Below are 18,664 nucleotides of genomic sequence, written 5' to 3'. Positions count from 1 at the left end.
GACGCCCGGCCGACGCGCGGCGGGGACGTGGGAGCATAGAGGGGGCCGGCACGAGCCGGCCTGCTCACGTCAGCCGACCAGAACGGACCGCTGTGCCACCGACGCTCGATACCGGCGCGAACGCTCCTGGTGCCACCGACCCGGCGCGGATCAGGAACTTCTGCATCATCGCCCACATCGACCATGGGAAGTCGACCCTGGCCGACCGGATGTTGCAGCTCACCGGAGTGGTCGACCCTCGGCAGATGCGTGCGCAGTACCTCGACCGGATGGACATCGAGCGCGAGCGCGGCATCACCATCAAGAGCCAGGCCGTACGCATGCCGTGGACCATCCGCGATGGTGAGCGGGCCGGCGAGCAGGCCGTGCTCAACATGATCGACACTCCGGGGCACGTGGACTTCACCTACGAGGTGTCCCGCTCCCTGGCCGCCTGCGAGGGTGCGATCCTGCTGGTCGACGCCGCCCAGGGCATCGAGGCGCAGACCCTGGCGAACCTCTACCTCGCCCTCGAGAACGACCTGCACATCATCCCGGTGCTCAACAAGATCGACCTGCCGGCCGCCCAGCCGGAGAAGTACGCCGAGGAACTCGCCCACCTGATCGGCGGTGACCCGGCGGACTGCATCAAGGTCTCCGGCAAGACCGGTGAGGGTGTGCCGTACCTGCTCGACGAGATCGTCCGGCAGTTCGTCCCGCCGGTCGGTGACGCCGACGCGCCGGCCCGCGCGATGATCTTCGACTCGGTGTACGACGTCTACCGGGGCGTGGTCACCTATGTCCGGGTGATCGACGGGCGGATCAGCGCCCGCGACCGGATCAAGATGATGTCCACCGGCGCGGTGCACGAGTTGCTGGAGATCGGCGTCATCTCGCCGGAGATGGTGAAGTCCGATGCGCTCGGCGTCGGCGAGGTCGGCTACCTGATCACCGGTGTGAAGGACGTCCGCCAGTCCCGGGTCGGTGACACGGTCACCATCAACGGGCGCCCGGCGGCCGAGCCGCTCGGCGGCTACAAGGACCCGAAGCCGATGGTCTACTCGGGCCTCTACCCGATCGACGGCTCGGACTACCCGGCCCTGCGCGACGCACTGGACAAGCTCAAGCTCAACGACGCCGCGCTGACCTACGAGCCGGAGACCTCCGGTGCGCTCGGCTTCGGGTTCCGCTGCGGCTTTCTCGGCCTGTTGCACCTGGAGATCATCGGCGAGCGGCTGGAGCGGGAGTTCAACCTGGATCTGATCTCCACCGCGCCGAACGTGGTCTACCGGGCCATCTCTGAGGACGGCCAGGAGGTCGTGGTCACCAACCCGAGCGAGTACCCCACGGGCAAGATCGCCGAGGTGTACGAGCCGACGGTGCGGGCCAGTGTGCTGACCCCGAACGACTACGTCGGTGCGGTGATGGAGCTGTGCCAGAGCCGTCGGGGCAGCCTGCTCGGCATGGAGTATCTCTCCGCCGACCGGGTGGAGCTGCGCTACACGCTGCCGCTGGCGGAGATCATCTTCGACTTCTTCGACCAGCTCAAGAGCCGCACCAAGGGCTACGCCTCGCTGGACTACGAGCCCACCGACGAGCAGGCGTCCGACCTGGTGAAGGTCGACATCCTGCTGCACGGCGAGCCGGTGGACGCGTTCAGTGCCATCGTGCACAAGGACAAGGCGTACGCCTACGGCACCACGATCGCCGCGAAGCTGCGCAACCTGATCCCGCGCCAGCAGTTCGAGGTGCCGATCCAGGCCGCCATCGGCAGCCGGGTCATCGCCCGGGAGACCATCCGGGCGATCCGCAAGGACGTGCTCGCCAAGTGCTACGGCGGTGACATCAGCCGCAAGCGCAAGCTGCTGGAGAAGCAGAAGGAAGGCAAGAAGCGGATGAAGATGGTGGGCCGGGTGGAGGTCCCGCAGGAGGCCTTCATCGCCGCGCTCTCCTCCGACTCCGGGGACGGGAAGCCCACCGGCAAGAAGTAGCCCCCTCGGGTGCGGTAGTCGTTTCGCCGCAATGGCGGTCACCAGGCAATCCGGTGACCGCCATTGCGGCGAAACCGTGTTGACCCACGGGTACGGGCAGGGCGGTGAGACCGGTGGACTGTCGACCGGCATAGGTCGGTTTGAGTTCTTCGCGGGTCGGGCATTAGGCGGTCACGACAGGAAAACCACAAATGTGGATCGTCTTTTGTGAAGGAGAGCGACCATGGAGCTCACCGTCTGGGGCATCATCACCGCGCTGATCGTCGGTCTGATCGTCGGCGCACTGGGCCGCCTGGTGGTGCCGGGCCGTCAGCCCATGCCGATCTGGCTGCACATGCTCATCGGTGTCGGTGCCGCGCTGCTCGGTACCGTGATCGCCCGCGCCTCCGGCTTCGCCGAGACCGCCGGCATCGACTGGCGGGAGCTGATGCTCCAGGTGCTGCTGGCCGCCATCGCGGTCGCGCTGGTCGCCGGGGTCGGCCGCAGTCGCCGGGGCGTCACCCACCGGTAACCGCTGATCACGAGAAAGGCACCCGACCATTCAGGTCGGGTGCCTTTCTTTGCCGTGCGCTTCGCCACCCGCGTTGCTCTCATCAGCGCCGGTGCGGCGGTGTGTGCCGCGAGGTGCTGCCGGGTGTTAAGAAGGGCACCTTTTAGTACGCGAGGCGTTAATAAGGGGCCCTTCCTTACACCTCAGCGGAGCCAGGGGATGTTGCGGTTGAGCAGGCCGCGCTGCTTGAGTTCCTTGCGCAGCGGGATCTCGTCGTCGATGTAGCCGTCCCAGTTGATGCCCCAGTAGTTCGCGGTGTGGGTGCCCTCACCGCAGAGCTGGCGCTGCACCGGCGTGCGGTTGTTCCACCACTCGCCGTTCTTGTCGATGTGCAGCTCGTCGAGGGGACGGATCCACCGGTAGGTGTAGCCGACGAAGAGCATCTTGCGGGTGATGTTCGACAGGTTCGTCGACCGCGAGTGCCACTGGCGGCGGTCGAAGATGAAGGCGTCGCCCGGGTTGGCGGTGATCTCGACGGTGCCCTCCGGGTCCGGGTTGTGCACCGTGGTGTCCGCCGGACGCGGCAGCGAGTTCCACAGGTGGCTGCCCGGGATGACCTTGGTGGCGCCGCGGCCGGTCTCCGACAGGTCGGAGAGCACGTAGGCGACCTTCAGCGAGAACATCGGCCGGGGCAGGTTCGGGTCCATCGTCTCCGGGTCGGAGTTCTGCCGGTACCCGTCCTGGTGCCACCCCCAGTACGGCTTCTCCGGCTCCAGCGCCGGAGGAGTCACGTCGAGGTGGTTGTGGTGGCTGTAGATGTTCCACCCGGCCAGGCCCCACATGTACGGGAAGGCGATCGGGTGGGTGAGCAGGTCGCCGAAGAGCTCGTCGCGCTCAAGGAAGCCCAGCAGGTGCAGGGTGCCGTCCTTGGTGGTCTTGCCCTTGGCCTCCTCCTCGGCGTACACCCGGTCGACCGCGGCTTCGAGGGCGGCCCGGTGGTCCTCGGTCAGGACGTTGCGCAGCAGGAGAAATCCCTGCTCGTGGAACTCCTTGCGGTCGACGTCACTGATCGGTTCATAGCCGGTGCGGTCGCCGTAGTCGAAAGCCACGTCGTACCCTCCCCAAGAGGTGAAACCATTTCTGGCACAGGTGGCCGATCGTAACGCGCGATCGCACCGGCTGTCGGACCGCCCGCATCGATCCCTGCGATGATGACGACGCAGCGCAGCTGAGCGACTACCGCTAGTCACTCAGAGTGGCGATGCCGGGCCATTAATGGCGGAATGCCGGTTTTTGCGGTTACTGCGGGTAAGGAGATCGGGGTCTGTCAGGCGTCCGCGAAGACCTCGGCGACGACCTCGGCATGCTCCCGCGAACCGTCACCGACCCGGCTCCACGAACCACCCCGGTTGGTCCACTCCAGGTCGCCGAAGCGCACCCGCTTCACTCCGTGATCGTTGGCGTGGGCGACCAGCCAGTGCGCGTACCGCCAGCCATCGAGTTGGTTCGCCGCCGTGACCGTGAGCCCGGTCAGATGCGCCGTGGTCGCCGAGCCGGTCAACCCCCAGTCGAGGTTGAGACCCTGGGTCAGCGCGGTGGCGGCAGCCTCGCCCCGCATCGCCGGATCGTCGCCGAAGGTGCAGACCACCGCACCCGTGGCGTGGCCGAGCAGCGCGCGGGTGAGCACCTCCGACTCGTCGGCCCACTTCTCGTACGCCTCCGGGAAGGCGGACCGCTGCACCTTCTGCGCCGCGTCGGTGACCCGCATGTCCTGCCAGCCGCGCACCTTCTTCAGGGCGGCGTAGAACCGGTCGGCCGCGTACCGGGGGTCACGGATCTCCTCGGGACTGCCCCAACCCTGGCTCGGCCGCTGCTGGAACAGGCCTACCGAGTCGCGGTCCCCGCCGGCCAGGTTGCGCAGCCCGGACTCCTGGTAGGCGGTGGCGAGCGCCACCACCACGGCCCGGTCGGGAAGCTCGTGCTGGATGCCGATGGCCGCGATGGTCGCCGCATTGGCCATCTGGTGAGCGTCCAGGGTCACCTTCCCGTCGGCCTGCACGGTGCAGGCCCGGCTGGCCAAGGGCAGCCGTAGTCGCTCTCCCACCTGCCGCATGCCGAGCACGATGCCGATCACGGCGACCAGCACGACGACCAGGAAACCGCCCACGACCACCCGAGTTCGCACCCACACCTCCCGTACGACGTCCGCCGAAAGCGTACGTCCCTCAGCGCCCGACCTGGGTCGTCCGTCCAGTTCCACCGCGAGCGCGCGATCCGCGTCGGGACGGAAGTTCCCCGATGGCGGCCGATCCTCACCTGTCGAGTTCGGCGACCCAGCGCGGCGGACGCTTCTCCCGGAACGCGGTGACCCCCTCGATGCCGTCGCCGGACAGGAAGTAGCGGGTGGACAGGGTGCCCAGCTCCGCAAGTTCGGCGCGCAGGTCGGTGGCGGGCGGACGGCGCAGCAGTTCCTTCGCCCCGGCCAGCGCCGTCGGGGCGCCCCGCACCAGCGAGTCGAGGTAGCGCTGCACCGCGCCGTCCAACTCGTCGGTCGGCACCGCGGCGGTGACCAGACCGATCTGCGCCGCCCGCCGGCCGTCGAAGGTGTCGCCGGTCAGGTACAGCTCGGCCGCCGCCCGGGGATGCAGCCGGGGCAGCACGGTCGCCGAGATCACCGCCGGGATCACCCCGATGCGTACCTCGGTGAAGGCGAAGGTGGCCTCGGCGGCGCAGATCGCCAGGTCGGCCGCCGCGATCAGGCCCAGACCACCGGCTCGGGCCGGGCCGGCGACCCGGGCCAGCACCGGCTTCGGGCACTGCCGGACCGCCGCGAGCACGTCACCCAGCATCCCGGCGGGCACCGTCCCGCTGGCGTACGCCGCCGCCGTCTCCTTCAGGTCCGCCCCGGAACAGAAGACCGGGCCGGTGTGGTCCAGCACGATCACCCGGACCGTGTCGTCGGCGACCGCGGCGTCCAGCCCGGCCAGCAGTTGGGTCATCAACGGCGTGGAGAGGGCGTTGCGGTTGTGTGGGCTGTCCAGGGTGAGGGTGCTCACTCCGCGGGCCGTGGTGACCCGTACCAGCGCGTCGGGAGAGGTCATGGGAGGGCACACTAGTGGCCATGCCCGGCGTCCTTCCAGCAGGCGAACCCGTCCCGACCGACGGGTCGTTGCCCGCCTCCGCCCGAGCGAGCGTCGGTGACCAGGGCTTCGGCGTGTACGTGCACGTGCCCTTCTGCGCCAGCCGCTGCGGCTACTGCGACTTCAACACCTACACGGCGCAGGAGCTGGGCGGCGGCGCGAGCCGGGACGGCTACGCCGACACCGTGCTGGCCGAGCTGGCCCTCGCCGCGCGGGTGCTGGGCGACCGTCCGCCCCGCCGGGTGGAGACCGTCTTCGTCGGCGGTGGAACCCCCACCCTGCTGCCCGCCGACGACCTGGCCCGCATCCTCGACGCCATCGACCGCACCTGGGGACTGGCCGCCGACGCCGAGGTGACCACCGAGGCCAACCCCGAGTCGGTCACCCCCGCCTCCCTCAAGGAACTGCGGGCCGCCGGCTACACCCGGATCTCGCTGGGCATGCAGTCGGTCGCCCCCGGGGTGCTCGCCGTGCTCGACCGTCGACACAGCGCCGGTCGGGCCACGGCCGCCGCGCTGGAGGCCCGGGACGCCGGGTTCGACCACGTCAACCTGGATCTGATCTACGGGACGCCGGGGGAGCAGCCGGAGGACTTCGCCGCCTCGCTGGACCAGGTCGTGGCGGCGGGTGCCGACCACGTCAGCGCGTACGCCCTGATCGTCGAGGACGGCACCCGACTGGCCGCCCGGATGCGTCGCGGTGAGCTGCCGTACCCGGACGACGACGTCGCCGCGGACCGTTACCTGGCCGCCGAGGCCGCCCTCGACGCGGCCGGTTTCTCCTGGTACGAGGTGTCCAACTGGGCCCGTACGCCGTCGGGCCGGTGCCGGCACAACCTGCTCTACTGGACCGGCGGCGACTGGTGGGGCCTCGGGCCGGGGGCGCACAGCCACGTCGGTGGGGTGCGCTGGTGGAACGTCAAACACCCCACGGCGTACGCCCAACGCCTGGCCGCCGGCCGGTCACCCGGCCTGGCGCGGGAGGTGCTGACCGCCGACGAGGCCCGGATGGAGGAGGTCATGCTCCGGCTGCGGCTGGCCGACGGCCTGCCGCTGGACGTCCTCGACGACGCCGGGCGCGCGGCTGCGGCGCGGGCGGTGGCCGACGGCCTGCTGGCCGCTCCCGCCCACGCGGCCGGCCGCGGGGTGCTGACCCTGCGCGGCCGGCTGCTCGCCGACGCCGTGGTGCGTGACCTGCTGCCCTAGCTGCCGATCAGCCCTTGATGAAGGAGAAGCTCATCGGGTACCGGTAGAGGACGCCTTCGTTGGCCTTGACCCCGCCGATGATGCCGAAGATCAACGGCACGAGCCAGACCAGCATCGGGACGAAGAAGAGAATGCCGCAGGTGATCGCGGTGAGCACCCAGCTCAGCAGCCCGACGACCGCCCAGGTGAGCTGGAAGTTCAGGGCCGCGACGGCGTGCGCCCGGACGACCGGGGACTGCTGCCCGCGGGTCATGTTCGCGATCAGCGGCGCCACCCAGCCGAGCAGGCCGCCACCGACGACCACGCCGAGCGGGCCGCCGAAGTGGGCGATCAGGGCCCACGTCTTGTCTTCGTTGGTGCCGTAGCCGCCACCGGGCGCGCCGTAGCCGCCGGTCGGGTAGCCGACACCGGGCGGAGGGTAACCACCGGGCGGCGGATAACCACCCGGCGGTGGGTAGCCGGCCGACGGAGGCTGGTCACCGGGCGGCGGGTAGCCGCCGGGCGGGGGATATCCGCCCTGGCCAGAGGATCCGGAAACGGGAGCCGTGGGATCGTCGCCGAAACTCGGGGGACGAGGTGGTTCAGTCATGGGGCTCACGGTAGGTGCCAGCGGCAATGGCGCACCATAGCGACACCGGCGAGTGTCAAGTCTCCGATCGGACTGCGGACAACTCCGTTTTCTTGATCATCGCGCTGCGGGGGGCCTCGACGTAGACTGGCACTCGCTACAGTCGAGTGCCAGGGCGTCCGCCGACGGTGGGTGACGCTCGACACTGACCTGCGACAGGAGGTGGAGATGGGTCTCGACGACCGCAAGCTCGCCGTACTGCGGGCGATTGTCGAGGACTACGTCGCCACCCAGGAGCCGGTCGGCAGCAAGGCCCTGGTCGAGCGGCACCAGCTCGGTGTCTCGCCGGCCACCGTCAGAAACGACATGGCCGTGCTTGAGGAAGAGGGCTACATCCGGCAGCCGCACACCAGCGCCGGTCGAGTGCCCACCGACCGCGGCTACCGGCTCTTCGTCGACCGGTTGAGCCGGGTCAAGCCGCTCAGCCCGGCCGAACGCCGGGCGATCGAGCGCTTCCTGGCCGGCGCAGTCGACCTCGACGACGTGGTGCACCGCACCGTCCGGCTGCTGGCACAGCTGACCCGGCAGGTCGCCGTGGTGCAGTACCCCAGCCTGGCCCGGTCCCGCGTACGGCATCTGGAGCTGGTGCCGATCTCCACCACCCGGCTGATGCTCGTCGTGATAGCCGACACCGGGCGGGTCGAGCAGCGGCTGGTCGAGCTGCCCGCCCCGATCCACGCCGACGACGTGCTGGATCTCCGCCGGACGGTCAACGAGAAGCTGGTCGGCATCCAGTTGTCGGAGACCCCACCGCTGGTGCAGACCCTCATCGACGAGTGCGTCCCGCATCTGCGTGGTGCCATGACCACCCTGTCCACCGTGCTGCTGGAGACACTTGTCGAGCGGCACGAGGAGCGGATCGCGCTGGCCGGCACCGCCAACCTCGCCCGCGGCGGTCTCCTGGACTTCCAGGGTTCCCTGCGGCCGATCCTCGAAGCCCTCGAGGAGGAGGTCGTGCTGCTCAAACTCATCGGCGAGGTGGAGCCGAGCACGCTACGGGTACGCATCGGTGACGAGAACGAGATCGACAACTTGCGGGCGGCCTCCGTGGTCAGCACCGGCTACGGCCCGGGCGCGACCATCGTCGGGGGGATGGGCGTGCTGGGGCCGACCCGGATGGACTACCCCGGGACCATCGCCACGGTGAGGGCCGTGGCACGCTACGTGGGCGAGCTGCTGGCCCAGAACTGATCAGTCAGGGCCGACGGTGGGCTGCCGCCGCCGACCGGCGTAACGCGAGACGAACACGAGGACACGGAACGCAGTGGCCAGGGACTACTACGGCATTCTCGGCGTCAGCCGGGGCGCCTCCGATGACGAGATCAAGCGCGCGTACCGCAAGCTCGCGCGGCAATTCCACCCGGACGTGAATCCGGATCCGGAGGCACAGGAGAAGTTCAAGGACATCAACGCCGCGTACGAGGTCCTCTCGGACGATCGGAAACGGCAGATCGTCGACCTCGGTGGCGACCCGTTGGCCCCGGGCGGTGGCGGTGCCGGTGGCCCGGGCGGGCCCGGCGGCGCCGGTCCGTTCGTCGGCTTCCAGGACATCATGGACGCCTTCTTCGGCGGGGCCACCGGTGCCGGCCGGGGACCGCGACCGCGTACCCGCCCCGGTGCCGACGCGATCCTGCGGCTGGAACTGGACCTGCAGGAGACCGCCTTCGGGGTGGAGGCGCCGATCACCGTGGACACTGCGGTGCTCTGCACCACCTGCTCCGGTGCGGGCACCGCCGCCGGCACCCACCTGGCCACCTGCGAGGCGTGCGGTGGCCGCGGCGAGGTGCAGTCGGTGCAGCGCACCTTCCTCGGTCAGGTGGTCTCCGCCCGGCCGTGCACGGTCTGCCAGGGCTACGGCACCACCATCCCGAGCCCCTGCCCGACCTGCGCCGGTGACGGCCGGGTCCGGACCCGCCGGTCGCTGACCGTCAAGATCCCGGCCGGGGTGGAGGACGGCATGCGGATCCGGCTGGCCCAGCAGGGCGAGGTCGGCCCGGGCGGTGGCACCGCCGGTGACCTCTACGTCGAGATCCACGAGCGGCCGCACGACGTCTTCTCCCGCAAGGGCGACGACCTGCACTGCCGGGTCACCGTGCCGATGACCGCCGCGGCGCTCGGCACCCGACTGACCATCAAGACGCTCGACAGCGAGGAGCCGGTCGACGTCAAGGCGGGCACCCAACCCGGCAGCACGCTGCGGCTGCGGGCCCGGGGCGTACCCCATCTGCGGGGCACCGGTCGTGGTGACCTCTACGTCCACCTCGACGTGCGTACCCCGACCAAGCTCGACGCCGACCAGGAGCGGATGCTGCGCGACTTCGCCAAGACCCGCGGCGAGGAGGTCGCCGAGCTGACCAAGCAGGGCGGCTTCTTCTCCCGGATGCGCGACGCCTTCAACGGTCACGGCTGACCGACGTCCCGTGTCCGCTCCGCTGTTCCTGGTCGAGTCGCTGCCCACCGCCGACACGATGGTGCTCGACGGCCCCGAGGGGCACCACGCCGCCACCGTGCAACGGCTACGGGTCGGCGAGGAACTGCTGCTCGGCGACGGCCGGGGCGGCACGGCCGCCGCCGTGGTCAGCGCCGTCGGCCGGGGCACCCTGGACATCGAGATCACCAGCCGGGGGTACGTCGACGCGGCGAACCCCCGGCTGGTGGTGGTGCAGGGCATCGCCAAGGGCGACCGGGGGGAACTGGCCGTACAGGCGATGACCGAAGCGGGAGTGGACGAGATCGTCCCCTGGGCGGCCGGCCGGTCGGTCGCGCAGTGGCGAGGGGACCGGGGCGTACGGGCCCGGGACAAGTGGGTGGCCACGGCCCGCGAGGCGGCGAAGCAGGCCCGCCGGGCGTGGCTGCCCGTGGTGGCGGGCGCGCCGGACGAGCCCACCGCATCGGTGGCCCGACGCATCTCCGGCGCCGCCGCCGGCTACGTCCTGCACGAGGAGGCGACCGACCGGCTGACCACCGTCGAGTTGCCCGACCAGGGCGAGATCGTGCTGGTGGTCGGCCCCGAGGGCGGCATCACCCCGGCCGAGCTGGCAACCTTCCAGCAGGCCGGCGCACACCCGGTCCGCCTCGGACCCTCGGTGCTGCGCACCTCCACCGCCGGCGTGGCCGCCCTGGCCGTCCTCGCCACCCGCCTCCTGCGCTGGTAGAACCCGCTGTCGGCCTGCTGCGTCAGGTGCGCAGGTAGGAGGCACCGTTGAGGTCGATGATGGTGCCGGAGGCCCATTCCGCCTCGGGGCTGGCCAGCCAGTGCACGGCGGCGGCGATCTCCTCGGGCCGGGCCACCCGGTCGAACGGGCTCTGTGCCCGGATGGCGTCGCCGCGCGGCGCCTTCAGGTGCTCGTTGGTCATGTCCGTCTCGACGAAGCCGGGCGCGACCGTGGCCACCGCGATGCCGTACGGCGCCAGGGCCACCGCCAACGACTGGGCCATCGCGTTGAGACCGGCTTTGCTGGCGCCGTACGCCGGGTTGGTCGGCTCGCCGCGGAACGCGCCGCGCGAGGAGACGTTGACGATTCGCCCACCTCGCGTGCGCATGTGCTGGGCGGCGCACCAGGCGGCGTTGGCCGCCCCGAACAGGTTGGTGTCGCAGACCTCGCGCCAACGTTGCCGCCACTGCTCGTAGCTGCTGTCGAAGACGGGGTGCGGCGGGTCGGCCGGCCCGAACACGCCGGCGTTGTTGACAAGTACGTCGAGCCCGTCGAGGCGGTCGGCGGCCTCGTCGACCATCGCCCGTACCGCGTCGGGGTCGGCGAGGTCGGCGCGGACCACCACATGGCCCGTGCCCGGCAGCTCGGCCCGCAGCTGCTCGGCCAGGTCGGCCGAGTCGCGGTGGTGGATCGCCACCCGGTCGCCGGAGGCGGCGAACGCCTGCACCACCGCCCGCCCGATGCCACGTGAACCGCCCGTGACCAGCACTGCCCGTCCTGCCATGGGCGACATCCTGCCGTACCTGCTCGGTGGTGTTAACAAGGGGCCCTTGCTCTACCTGAGGCGTTAAGCAGGGGCCCTTCCTTACACTGCCCGGGTGAGTACTGACTGTCTGTTCTGCCGGATCGTCGCCGGGGAGATCCCGGCCACGGTGGTCCGCGAGACCCCCACCACGCTCGCCTTCCGGGACATCGACCCGAAGGCGCCGGTGCACGTGCTGGTCATCCCCAAGGAGCACTACGCCGACGTGGCCACCCTCGGCCAGGGTGACCCGGCGTTGGCCGGTGAGGTGCTCGCCACGGCCGCCGCGGTGGCCGAGGACGAGGGGCTGCTCGGCGACGGCTTCCGGCTGATGTTCAACACCGGCCCGTACGGTGGCCAGGAGGTCTTCCACGCGCACGCGCACGTGCTGGGTGGTGCGCCGCTCGGACCGATGCTGGCCCGGAGCATGGCGTGAGTTCGGCCGCCGGCCGTACCGCAGCCGCCCAGCACCTCGAACGGCTGGTGCGGCGGGTCCAGGCGCAGGCTCGGGTGCCGGCGGTCTCGGCCGCCGTGCACCGGGCCGACCGGGCGCTGTGGACGTGCACGGTCGGCGGCACCGGCAACGACACCGCGCTTGACGAACAGACCCGGTTCCGGATCGGGTCGGTGACCAAGACCTTCACCGCCGTACTGGTCATGCAGTGTCGCGACGACGGGCTGCTCGACCTCGACGATCGGTTGGACCGGCACCTCGACCTGCCGGCGCACGGCGAGTTGACCGTACGCCGGCTGCTGTCGCACACCGCGGGCCTGCAACGCGAGCCGTACGGCGACGTCTGGGACACGCTTCAGGTGCCCGACGTCGACCGGCTGGTCGCCGAACTGGACCGGGCCGAGCGGGTGTTGCCGCCCGGCCGGCGGTTCCACTACTCCAACCTCGGCATGGCGCTGCTCGGCCGGCTGGTCGGGCAGGTACGCGCAAGCACCTGGGCCGAGGTGCTGACCGAGCGGGTGCTGACTCCGCTCGGACTGACCAGCACCACGGTTTCGCCAGGCCCCCGGGCGGCCACCGGTTACCTGGTCGACGCGTACTCCGACGAGGCGCATGCGGAGCCGCCGAGCGACTTCGGTGCCGTCGGCCCGGCCGCCCAGCTCTGGAGCACGGCCACCGACATGGCGCGCTGGGCTGCCTTCCTGGCCGACCCGGCGGCGATGGACGCGACCGGCCGGGTACTCAGCCCGACCACCTGTGAGGAGATGCGCTGGCCGGTCACGGTCACCGACGAGGCGCTCTGGAACGCCGGGTTCGGCCTCGGCCTGATCCTGGTGCCGCAGGGCGACCGGGTGGTGCACGTCGGGCACGACGGCGCCATGCCCGGGTTCCTGGCCGGGGCGTACGGCCGCCGGGGCGGCGAGGGCACACCTGCCGCCTTCGGGGCTGCCGTGCTGGGCTCCTCGGGCACCTCGGCGGAGCTGCTGGAGCTGCCGCACCGGCTGCTCGCCGCCGCCGCCGAACACGACCCGGCCGAGATCACCCCGTGGCGACCCGGCGAGCCGGCCCCCGCCCAGCTGCGTGGGCTGCTCGGCCGCTGGTGGGGCGAGGGTTTCCAGTACGTGTTCAGTTGGCGGGACGCGACCCTGCAGGCCCGGGGCGCGGACGATCCGCCGGGCAAGCCGCCGGCGGTCTTCGCGCCGCTACCGGATCGGCCGGACGTGTTCCGTACGGTCGCCGGGCGGGAGGTCGGCGAGTTGCTCCGGCTGACCCGCGACAGCGACGGGGTGGTGGTCCGGATGCACTGGGCGACCTACCGGTTCACCCGGCACCAGGAGGCCTTCGACGGGTACGACTTCCGGGCCTGACCCGCCCGGACCGCCACGCCTTTTGTGCCGGTTCGTCCGCTCGTGTACGCCTGTATCGTGCCAGCGGAATTGGGCAGCGTGTCCGCGCGGGCGACCCGATACGATGGAGGTAACGTCAGCACGCCGTGGCGCCACGCCCGGCACCGAGATCGAGAGCAGGTGGCGCAGGGCCCCTTGGCCCGACCTATGACCGGCACCCCACCTCCCGGCCCACCCCGGGTGCAGACCAGGATCACCGTCCCCGACTCGAAGATCATGGTGAACCTGCTCGGCGCGGGTGACGAGATCCTGCGACTGGTCGAGCGCTCGGTGAACAGCGACGTGCACGTACGGGGCAACGAGATCACCATCACCGGCGCGCCCGCCGACAATGCCCTCGCCGAGCGGATCTTCAGCGAGCTGCTCGAACTCATCGAGAAAGGCGAGACCCTGACCACAGATGCTGTCCGGCGTACCGTCGGCATGCTCGAACAGGGTGGCACGGAACGACCCGCCGAGGTGCTCACCCTCAACATCCTCTCCCGGCGCGGGCGCACCATCCGGCCCAAGACGCTCGGGCAGAAGCGCTACGTCGACGCGATCGACGCGCACACCATCGTCTTCGGCATCGGCCCGGCCGGTACCGGCAAGACCTACCTCGCCATGGCCAAGGCCGTCCAGGCGTTGCAGGCCAAGCAGATCAACCGGATCATCCTGACCCGGCCCGCCGTCGAGGCGGGGGAGCGGCTGGGCTTCCTGCCCGGCACGCTCAACGAGAAGATCGACCCGTACCTGCGCCCGCTCTACGACGCGCTGCACGACATGCTCGACCCGGAGACGATCCCGAAGCTGATGGCGGCGGGCACGATCGAGGTCGCTCCGCTGGCGTACATGAGGGGCCGGGCCCAACCGTACGACGCGCGGGTACTCACGCCTCAAGGGTTCAAGCGGTTCGGGTCGCTTCGGATCGGTGACCTGGTCATCGGCTCGAACGGCAGGCCGACCCCGGTGATCGGCATCTACCCACAGGGGCCGAAGCAGGTCTACCGGGTCACCACCGGAGACGGGGCCTCCACCCTGTGCTGCGGCGAACACCTCTGGACAGTCGCTACCGCCGAGGACAAGCGACGCGGATGCCGGCGCACGCTCGAGACGCAGGAGATGATCGGCCAGGAGTGGCGGGGCCACACCCGCCGGTACGAGCTGCCGGTCGTGGCGCCCGTGCAGATGGAGCCGCAGGACGTCCCACTCGACCCTTACGCGCTCGGTCTGCTGCTCGGCGACGGCGCCATCTCGTGCCAGACGACGCCAGGGTTCAGCACCGCGGACCCGGAACTCGCCCGCGCGATGGAGGATGCGCTCGCCGACATCGAACTCGTCCGCAAGAGCGAGTACGACTACGTGCTGCGGCACGTCAACGGGCAGCGGGGCGGGGTGATCGTCGCGAACCCGGTGACAGTCGCGCTCCGTGAGCTGGGCCTGGCCGGGACCAGGTCGGGCACCAAGTTCGTGCCCGAGGTCTACCAGCGCAACAGCCTCGACGTTCGGTTGGCTGTCCTTCAGGGGTTGCTGGACAGCGACGGGGGGCCGGTCGTGCAGGCCGGACGCACCTGCCGGGTGCAGTACGCGACCACCTCCGCCCAACTGCGAGACGACGTCATCTACCTGGTCCAGTCGCTGGGTGGGGTCGCGACGTGGCGCGGCCGCGCGGCCGAGGGCCGGCCGCCCGGTCGGGCGAAGGGCCGCCCGGTCACGTACCGGTCCGACGCGTACGTCGTGGAGATCCGCCTGCCCGAGGAGATTCCGCCGTTCCGGCTGGCTCGCAAACGCCAGCGGTACGAGGAGTACGGTGGCGGGCGGCCGATGCGGTTCATCGACTCGATCATCCCGGCCGGGGTGCAGGAGACGATGTGCATCCAGGTGGCGGCGGAGGACTCGCTCTATGTCACCGACCATTTCCTGGTGACGCACAACACGCTCAACGACGCGTTCATCATTCTCGACGAGGCGCAGAACACCACGCCCGAGCAGATGAAGATGTTCCTCACCCGGCTCGGCTTCGGCTCGAAGATCGTGGTGACCGGTGACGTCACCCAGGTCGACCTGCCCGGTGGGACGACAAGCGGCCTTCGGGTCGTCCGGGAGATCCTGGCCGGCGTCGAGGACGTGCACTTCGCGCAGCTGTCCAGCGCCGACGTGGTACGCCACCGACTGGTGGGTGAGATCGTCGACGCGTACGCCCGCTGGGACGCCGAGCGGGAGAACCAGCAGGCGCAGGCCGTGCACGCGGTGCCGGGGCGCAACGCCCAGGGCAACCGCGCCGGTCGGCGCCGCTAGACCGAGGGAAGACAGTTGTCCATCGAGATCGCCAACGAGTCGGGTGTCGCCGTCGACACCGACGCCGTGCTGGCCGTCGCCCGGCACGCACTCGACGAGATGGGGGTCAACCCCCTCGCCGAGCTGTCCGTGCTGCTTGTCGACGTCGGCTACATGACCGAGCTGAACCATCGCTGGATGGGCGGCGACGGCCCGACCGACGTGCTCGCCTTCCCTATGGACGAGGGCAGCATCGACCACGGGCCGGGTGAGAACGCGGCCGTCGGCGGCGAGCCGGCGCTGCTCGGTGACATCGTGCTCTGCCCGGAGGTGGCGGCGAAGCAGGCTGCCACCGCGGGCCACAGCGCCGACGACGAGCTGCACCTGCTCACCGTGCACGGCGTCCTGCACCTGCTCGGCTACGACCACGCGGAGCCGGAGGAGGAGCGGGAGATGTTCGGGCTCCAGGCCCGGTTGTTGTCGAGCTGGCGGTCGACCCGCACCCGGTGATGGATACCTCGCTGGCCGCGTCCGCCACCGGCCTTCCCGACCTGCAACTACTCGCCTTCGCCGCCGGGCTGGTGGTGCTCGGCGGTCTCATCGCGATGACCGAGGCCGCCCTGGCCGCGGTCTCACCGGCTCGGGCCGCCGAGCTGGCCCGGGAGGGTGCCCGGGGCGCGCCCACCCTCCAACTGGTCGCCGGTGACGTGGTCCGCCACCTCAACCTGCTGCTCCTGCTGCGGCTGCTCGCCGAGCTGACCGCCACCACGCTTGTGGCCCTGGTCGCGGTGGACACCTTCGGTGCGGGCTGGCGGGCGGCGCTGGTCACCGCCGGGGCGATGACCGTGGTCAGCTTCGTCGTGGTGGGTGTGGGTCCGCGCACCATCGGGCGGCAGCACGCGTACGCCGTGGCCCGCTTCGCCGCGCCGCTGGTGCGCTGGCTCGGACGGGCGCTCAACCCCCTCGCATCGCTGCTGATCCTGATCGGCAACGCGGTCACGCCGGGTCGCGGGTTCCGGGAAGGACCCTTCGCCACCCAGGTCGAGCTGCGGGAACTGGTCGACCTCGCCGAGCAGCGGGGCGTCGTCGAACACGGCGAACGGCAGATGATCCACTCGGTCTTCGCGCTCGGTGACACCATCGCCCGCGAGGTCATGGTGCCGCGTACCGAGATGGTGTGGATCGAGTCGACCAAGACGCTGGCGCAGGCGTTGGCGCTGTTCCTGCGTTCCGGCTTCTCCCGCATCCCGGTGATCGGCGAGAGCGTCGACGACGTGCTCGGTGTGCTCTACCTCAAGGACCTCATCCGGCGTACCCAGGGTGGCGCCGCCGAGGACCGTCAGCTGCCGGTGGCCGAGCTGATGCGCCCGGCCACCTTCGTGCCGGACTCCAAGCCCGTCGACGACCTGCTGTCGGAGATGCAGGCCGCCCGCAACCATCTGGTGATCGTCGTGGACGAGTACGGCGGCACCGGCGGGCTGGTCACCATCGAGGACATCCTGGAGGAGATCGTCGGCGAGATCACCGACGAGTACGACGTCGAGCGTCCGCCGATCGAGCAGCTGCCCGACGGTGCGGTGCGGGTCACCGCCCGACTGCCGGTCGAGGATCTCGGCGAGCTGTTCGACACCGAGTTGCCGCACGACGAGGTGGAGACCGTCGGCGGCCTGCTCGCCCAGTGCCTCGGCCGGGTGCCGATCCCCGGAGCGGAGGTCGAGGTGGCCGGGCTGCAACTGCTCGCCGAGGGCACCACCGGCCGACGCAACCGGATCGACACGGTGCTGGTGCGCCGGGTCGAGCCGACCGACACCCAGGACAACCCGGGCGGTGGGCCGACCGCCTCCCGGGGCGACACCGATCGATCAGAGGAGAGGCAACCCGCCGATGCCTGAGTCACCTGCCGTACCAGCCGCCGTACCCGCCGGCTCCGAGCTCAGCGCCGAGGACGGCAAGCTGGTCATCCTGGCCCGGGGGGCCCGGGGGCGGGTGGGCGCCGTGGAGGGTGCCGCGGTACGCGACCAGGACGGTCGGACGTACGCGGCGGCCAGCGTGTCGCTGCCCTCGTTGACGATCACCGCGCTGCAGTTGGCGGTCGCCTCGGCGGCGGCGGCGGGCGCCACCCGGTTGGAGGCCGCCGCCGTGGTCACCGAGGCCTCCACTCTCGACGGTGCGGGGTACGCGGCCGTCCGCGACCTGTCCGCCGATGCGCCGGTGCACGTGGCCGCGCCGGACGGCACGGTGCTCGGCACGGTGACCGAGTGAGCGCCGCGCCGACGCCGCGCGCCTACCGGGCGGGCTTCGCCTGCTTCGTCGGTCGACCGAATGCCGGCAAGTCGACGCTGACCAACGCGATCGTCGGGCAGAAGATCGCGATCACCTCGAACAAGCCGCAGACCACCCGGCACATCATCCGGGCGGTGCTGCACCGGCCGGATTCGCAGCTCGTGCTGGTGGACACGCCGGGTCTGCACCGGCCGCGTACCCTGCTCGGCGAGCGGCTCAACGACCTGGTCCGGCAGACCTGGAGCGAGGTCGACGTGATCGGCCTGTGCATCCCCGCCGACGAGCCGATCGGCCGTGGCGACCGGTTCATCACCGGCGAGCTGGCCGAGTTGAAGGCGACAGTGCTGGCGGTGGTCACCAAGACCGACCTGGTGGACAAGAAGCGGCTGGCCGAGCAGTTGCTGGCCGTCAGCGAGCTGGGCGAGTTCGCCGAGGTGGTGCCGGTCAGCGCGGTCGCCGGGCACCAGGTGGACACGCTCGTCGAGGTGATGACGCGGTATCTACCCGAGTCTCCGCAGCTCTATCCCGACGACATGCTCACCGACGACCCGGAGCAGGTGCTGGTCGCGGAGCTGGTCCGGGAGGCCGCCCTGGAGGGTGTCCGGGATGAGCTGCCGCACTCCATCGCGGTGGTGGTCGAGGAGATGATCCCCGAGGGGCAGCTGACGAAGATCTACGCCGATCTGTACGTCGAGCGGCCCAGTCAGAAGGCGATCGTCATCGGGCACCGGGGCAGTCGGCTCAAGGCGGTGGGCACCGCCGCGCGGCGGCAGATCGAGGAGTTGCTGGGCACCCGGGTCTATCTCGACCTGCATGTGCGGGTGGCCAAGGACTGGCAACGCGACCCCAAGCAGCTGCGCAAACTCGGCTTCTGA

At 70.7% G+C, this 18,664-nt stretch carries 18 protein-coding genes and 2 pseudogenes; 15 read left to right on the top strand and 5 right to left on the bottom strand.

The features are described 5' to 3' along the window. Positions 1 to 92: 92 nt before the first annotated feature. Together lepA and VAB18032_RS23390 are read left to right on the top strand one after the other, a co-directional pair. Positions 93 to 1,970, top strand: coding sequence for a translation elongation factor 4 (gene lepA / locus VAB18032_RS23395; protein ID WP_013735402.1), 1,878 nt, complete (start codon positions 93 to 95; stop codon positions 1,968 to 1,970). A gap of 223 nt (positions 1,971 to 2,193) precedes the next feature. Next, positions 2,194 to 2,481 (top strand): GlsB/YeaQ/YmgE family stress response membrane protein, encoded by a 288-nt coding sequence (locus VAB18032_RS23390; RefSeq protein ID WP_013735401.1) that lies wholly within the window; start codon positions 2,194 to 2,196, stop codon positions 2,479 to 2,481. A gap of 182 nt (positions 2,482 to 2,663) precedes the next feature. Here VAB18032_RS23390 and VAB18032_RS23385 read toward each other — a convergent pair whose 3' ends face one another. The 3 genes from VAB18032_RS23385 to VAB18032_RS23375 form a co-directional block, all read right to left on the bottom strand. Continuing rightward, entirely contained in the window at positions 2,664 to 3,569 is a 906-nt protein-coding gene (locus VAB18032_RS23385; RefSeq protein WP_013735400.1) for a phytanoyl-CoA dioxygenase family protein, read from the bottom strand. Positions 3,570 to 3,787: 218 nt separating this feature from the next. Then, positions 3,788 to 4,651 carry a hypothetical protein gene (locus VAB18032_RS23380; RefSeq protein ID WP_043721689.1) on the bottom strand — a complete coding sequence of 288 codons (864 nt, stop codon included), beginning with the start codon at positions 4,649 to 4,651 and terminating at the stop codon, positions 3,788 to 3,790. A 121-nt stretch (positions 4,652 to 4,772) separates the two neighbouring features. Next, on the bottom strand, positions 4,773 to 5,561 hold the full coding sequence (locus VAB18032_RS23375) for an enoyl-CoA hydratase-related protein (RefSeq protein ID WP_013735398.1): 789 nt from the start codon (positions 5,559 to 5,561) through the stop codon (positions 4,773 to 4,775). Positions 5,562 to 5,581: 20 nt separating this feature from the next. Here VAB18032_RS23375 and hemW point away from each other — a divergent pair, with 20 nt between their 5' ends. Then, a complete protein-coding gene (gene hemW / locus VAB18032_RS23370; protein WP_043725491.1) occupies positions 5,582 to 6,805 on the top strand; it encodes a radical SAM family heme chaperone HemW in 1,224 nt (407 codons plus the stop codon). 7 nt (positions 6,806 to 6,812) lie between these two features. On the opposite strand, the gene VAB18032_RS33240 is transcribed toward hemW, so the two are convergent. Further along, on the bottom strand, positions 6,813 to 7,394 hold the full coding sequence (locus tag VAB18032_RS33240; RefSeq protein WP_013735396.1) for a DUF4870 domain-containing protein: 582 nt from the start codon (positions 7,392 to 7,394) through the stop codon (positions 6,813 to 6,815). Between the two features lie 207 nt (positions 7,395 to 7,601). On the opposite strand from VAB18032_RS33240, the gene hrcA reads away from it, so the two are divergent. From hrcA to VAB18032_RS23350, 3 genes are all read left to right on the top strand, one after another. Beyond that, positions 7,602 to 8,624 carry a heat-inducible transcriptional repressor HrcA gene (gene hrcA, locus VAB18032_RS23360; RefSeq protein WP_043725487.1) on the top strand — a complete coding sequence of 341 codons (1,023 nt, stop codon included), beginning with the start codon at positions 7,602 to 7,604 and terminating at the stop codon, positions 8,622 to 8,624. A gap of 73 nt (positions 8,625 to 8,697) precedes the next feature. Beyond that, positions 8,698 to 9,843, top strand: coding sequence for a molecular chaperone DnaJ (gene dnaJ / locus VAB18032_RS23355; RefSeq protein WP_013735394.1), 1,146 nt, complete (start codon positions 8,698 to 8,700; stop codon positions 9,841 to 9,843). A gap of 10 nt (positions 9,844 to 9,853) precedes the next feature. Then, complete coding sequence (locus VAB18032_RS23350; protein WP_013735393.1) at positions 9,854 to 10,588, top strand: 16S rRNA (uracil(1498)-N(3))-methyltransferase; 735 nt, start codon at positions 9,854 to 9,856, stop codon at positions 10,586 to 10,588. A 22-nt stretch (positions 10,589 to 10,610) separates the two neighbouring features. Here the strand turns inward: VAB18032_RS23350 and VAB18032_RS23345 are convergent, their stop codons facing one another. Beyond that, the gene (locus VAB18032_RS23345; protein ID WP_043721687.1) at positions 10,611 to 11,372 is read right to left on the bottom strand and encodes an SDR family NAD(P)-dependent oxidoreductase; all 762 of its coding nucleotides are present in this window, start codon (positions 11,370 to 11,372) and stop codon (positions 10,611 to 10,613) included. Between the two features lie 94 nt (positions 11,373 to 11,466). Here VAB18032_RS23345 and VAB18032_RS23340 point away from each other — a divergent pair, with 94 nt between their 5' ends. From VAB18032_RS23340 to era, 9 genes and pseudogenes are all read left to right on the top strand, one after another. Continuing rightward, a complete protein-coding gene (locus tag VAB18032_RS23340) occupies positions 11,467 to 11,826 on the top strand; it encodes a histidine triad nucleotide-binding protein (RefSeq protein WP_013735391.1) in 360 nt (119 codons plus the stop codon). Further along, entirely contained in the window at positions 11,823 to 13,211 is a 1,389-nt protein-coding gene (locus VAB18032_RS23335) for a serine hydrolase domain-containing protein (RefSeq protein WP_013735390.1), read from the top strand. Before VAB18032_RS23340 ends, VAB18032_RS23335 begins: the two co-directional genes overlap by 4 nt. A gap of 186 nt (positions 13,212 to 13,397) precedes the next feature. Beyond that, positions 13,398 to 14,144: pseudogene (locus tag VAB18032_RS33015) on the top strand (PhoH family protein); the annotation flags it as partial. A 207-nt stretch (positions 14,145 to 14,351) separates the two neighbouring features. Next, a pseudogene (locus VAB18032_RS33370) lies at positions 14,352 to 14,885 on the top strand (LAGLIDADG family homing endonuclease); the annotation flags it as partial. Between the two features lie 168 nt (positions 14,886 to 15,053). Continuing rightward, the gene (locus VAB18032_RS33005) at positions 15,054 to 15,527 is read left to right on the top strand and encodes a PhoH family protein (RefSeq protein ID WP_307816814.1); all 474 of its coding nucleotides are present in this window, start codon (positions 15,054 to 15,056) and stop codon (positions 15,525 to 15,527) included. Between the two features lie 15 nt (positions 15,528 to 15,542). After that, positions 15,543 to 16,016 (top strand): rRNA maturation RNase YbeY, encoded by a 474-nt coding sequence (gene ybeY, locus VAB18032_RS23325; protein WP_013735388.1) that lies wholly within the window; start codon positions 15,543 to 15,545, stop codon positions 16,014 to 16,016. Beyond that, a complete protein-coding gene (locus tag VAB18032_RS23320; protein ID WP_193386335.1) occupies positions 15,992 to 17,398 on the top strand; it encodes a hemolysin family protein in 1,407 nt (468 codons plus the stop codon). The genes ybeY and VAB18032_RS23320 overlap by 25 nt, the downstream gene beginning before the upstream one ends. After that, positions 17,391 to 17,768 (top strand): hypothetical protein, encoded by a 378-nt coding sequence (locus VAB18032_RS23315; protein WP_013735386.1) that lies wholly within the window; start codon positions 17,391 to 17,393, stop codon positions 17,766 to 17,768. Before VAB18032_RS23320 ends, VAB18032_RS23315 begins: the two co-directional genes overlap by 8 nt. Then, positions 17,765 to 18,664, top strand: coding sequence for a GTPase Era (gene era / locus VAB18032_RS23310; RefSeq protein WP_013735385.1), 900 nt, complete (start codon positions 17,765 to 17,767; stop codon positions 18,662 to 18,664). Before VAB18032_RS23315 ends, era begins: the two co-directional genes overlap by 4 nt.

The organism is Micromonospora maris AB-18-032, assembly GCF_000204155.1.
Taxonomy (GTDB): Bacteria; Actinomycetota; Actinomycetes; order Mycobacteriales; family Micromonosporaceae; genus Micromonospora; species Micromonospora gifhornensis.
Note: the sequence above shows the minus strand (reverse complement) of the source record. Positions and strands in the feature narration are given on the sequence as shown.

What these genes read in the sequence shown, in the direction of transcription:
- hemW (WP_043725491.1), top strand. Translation starts at nt 5,582, where the DNA reads ATGCCCGGCGTCCTTCCAGCAGGCGAACCCGTCCCGACCGACGGGTCG.
- VAB18032_RS33005 (WP_307816814.1), top strand. Translation starts at nt 15,054, where the DNA reads ATGCGGTTCATCGACTCGATCATCCCGGCCGGGGTGCAGGAGACGATG.
- VAB18032_RS23375 (WP_013735398.1), bottom strand. Translation starts at nt 5,561, where the DNA reads ATGACCTCTCCCGACGCGCTGGTACGGGTCACCACGGCCCGCGGAGTG.
- hrcA (WP_043725487.1), top strand. Translation starts at nt 7,602, where the DNA reads ATGGGTCTCGACGACCGCAAGCTCGCCGTACTGCGGGCGATTGTCGAG.
- VAB18032_RS33240 (WP_013735396.1), bottom strand. Translation starts at nt 7,394, where the DNA reads ATGACTGAACCACCTCGTCCCCCGAGTTTCGGCGACGATCCCACGGCT.
- VAB18032_RS23315 (WP_013735386.1), top strand. Translation starts at nt 17,391, where the DNA reads ATGCCTGAGTCACCTGCCGTACCAGCCGCCGTACCCGCCGGCTCCGAG.
- VAB18032_RS23345 (WP_043721687.1), bottom strand. Translation starts at nt 11,372, where the DNA reads ATGGCAGGACGGGCAGTGCTGGTCACGGGCGGTTCACGTGGCATCGGG.
- VAB18032_RS23390 (WP_013735401.1), top strand. Translation starts at nt 2,194, where the DNA reads ATGGAGCTCACCGTCTGGGGCATCATCACCGCGCTGATCGTCGGTCTG.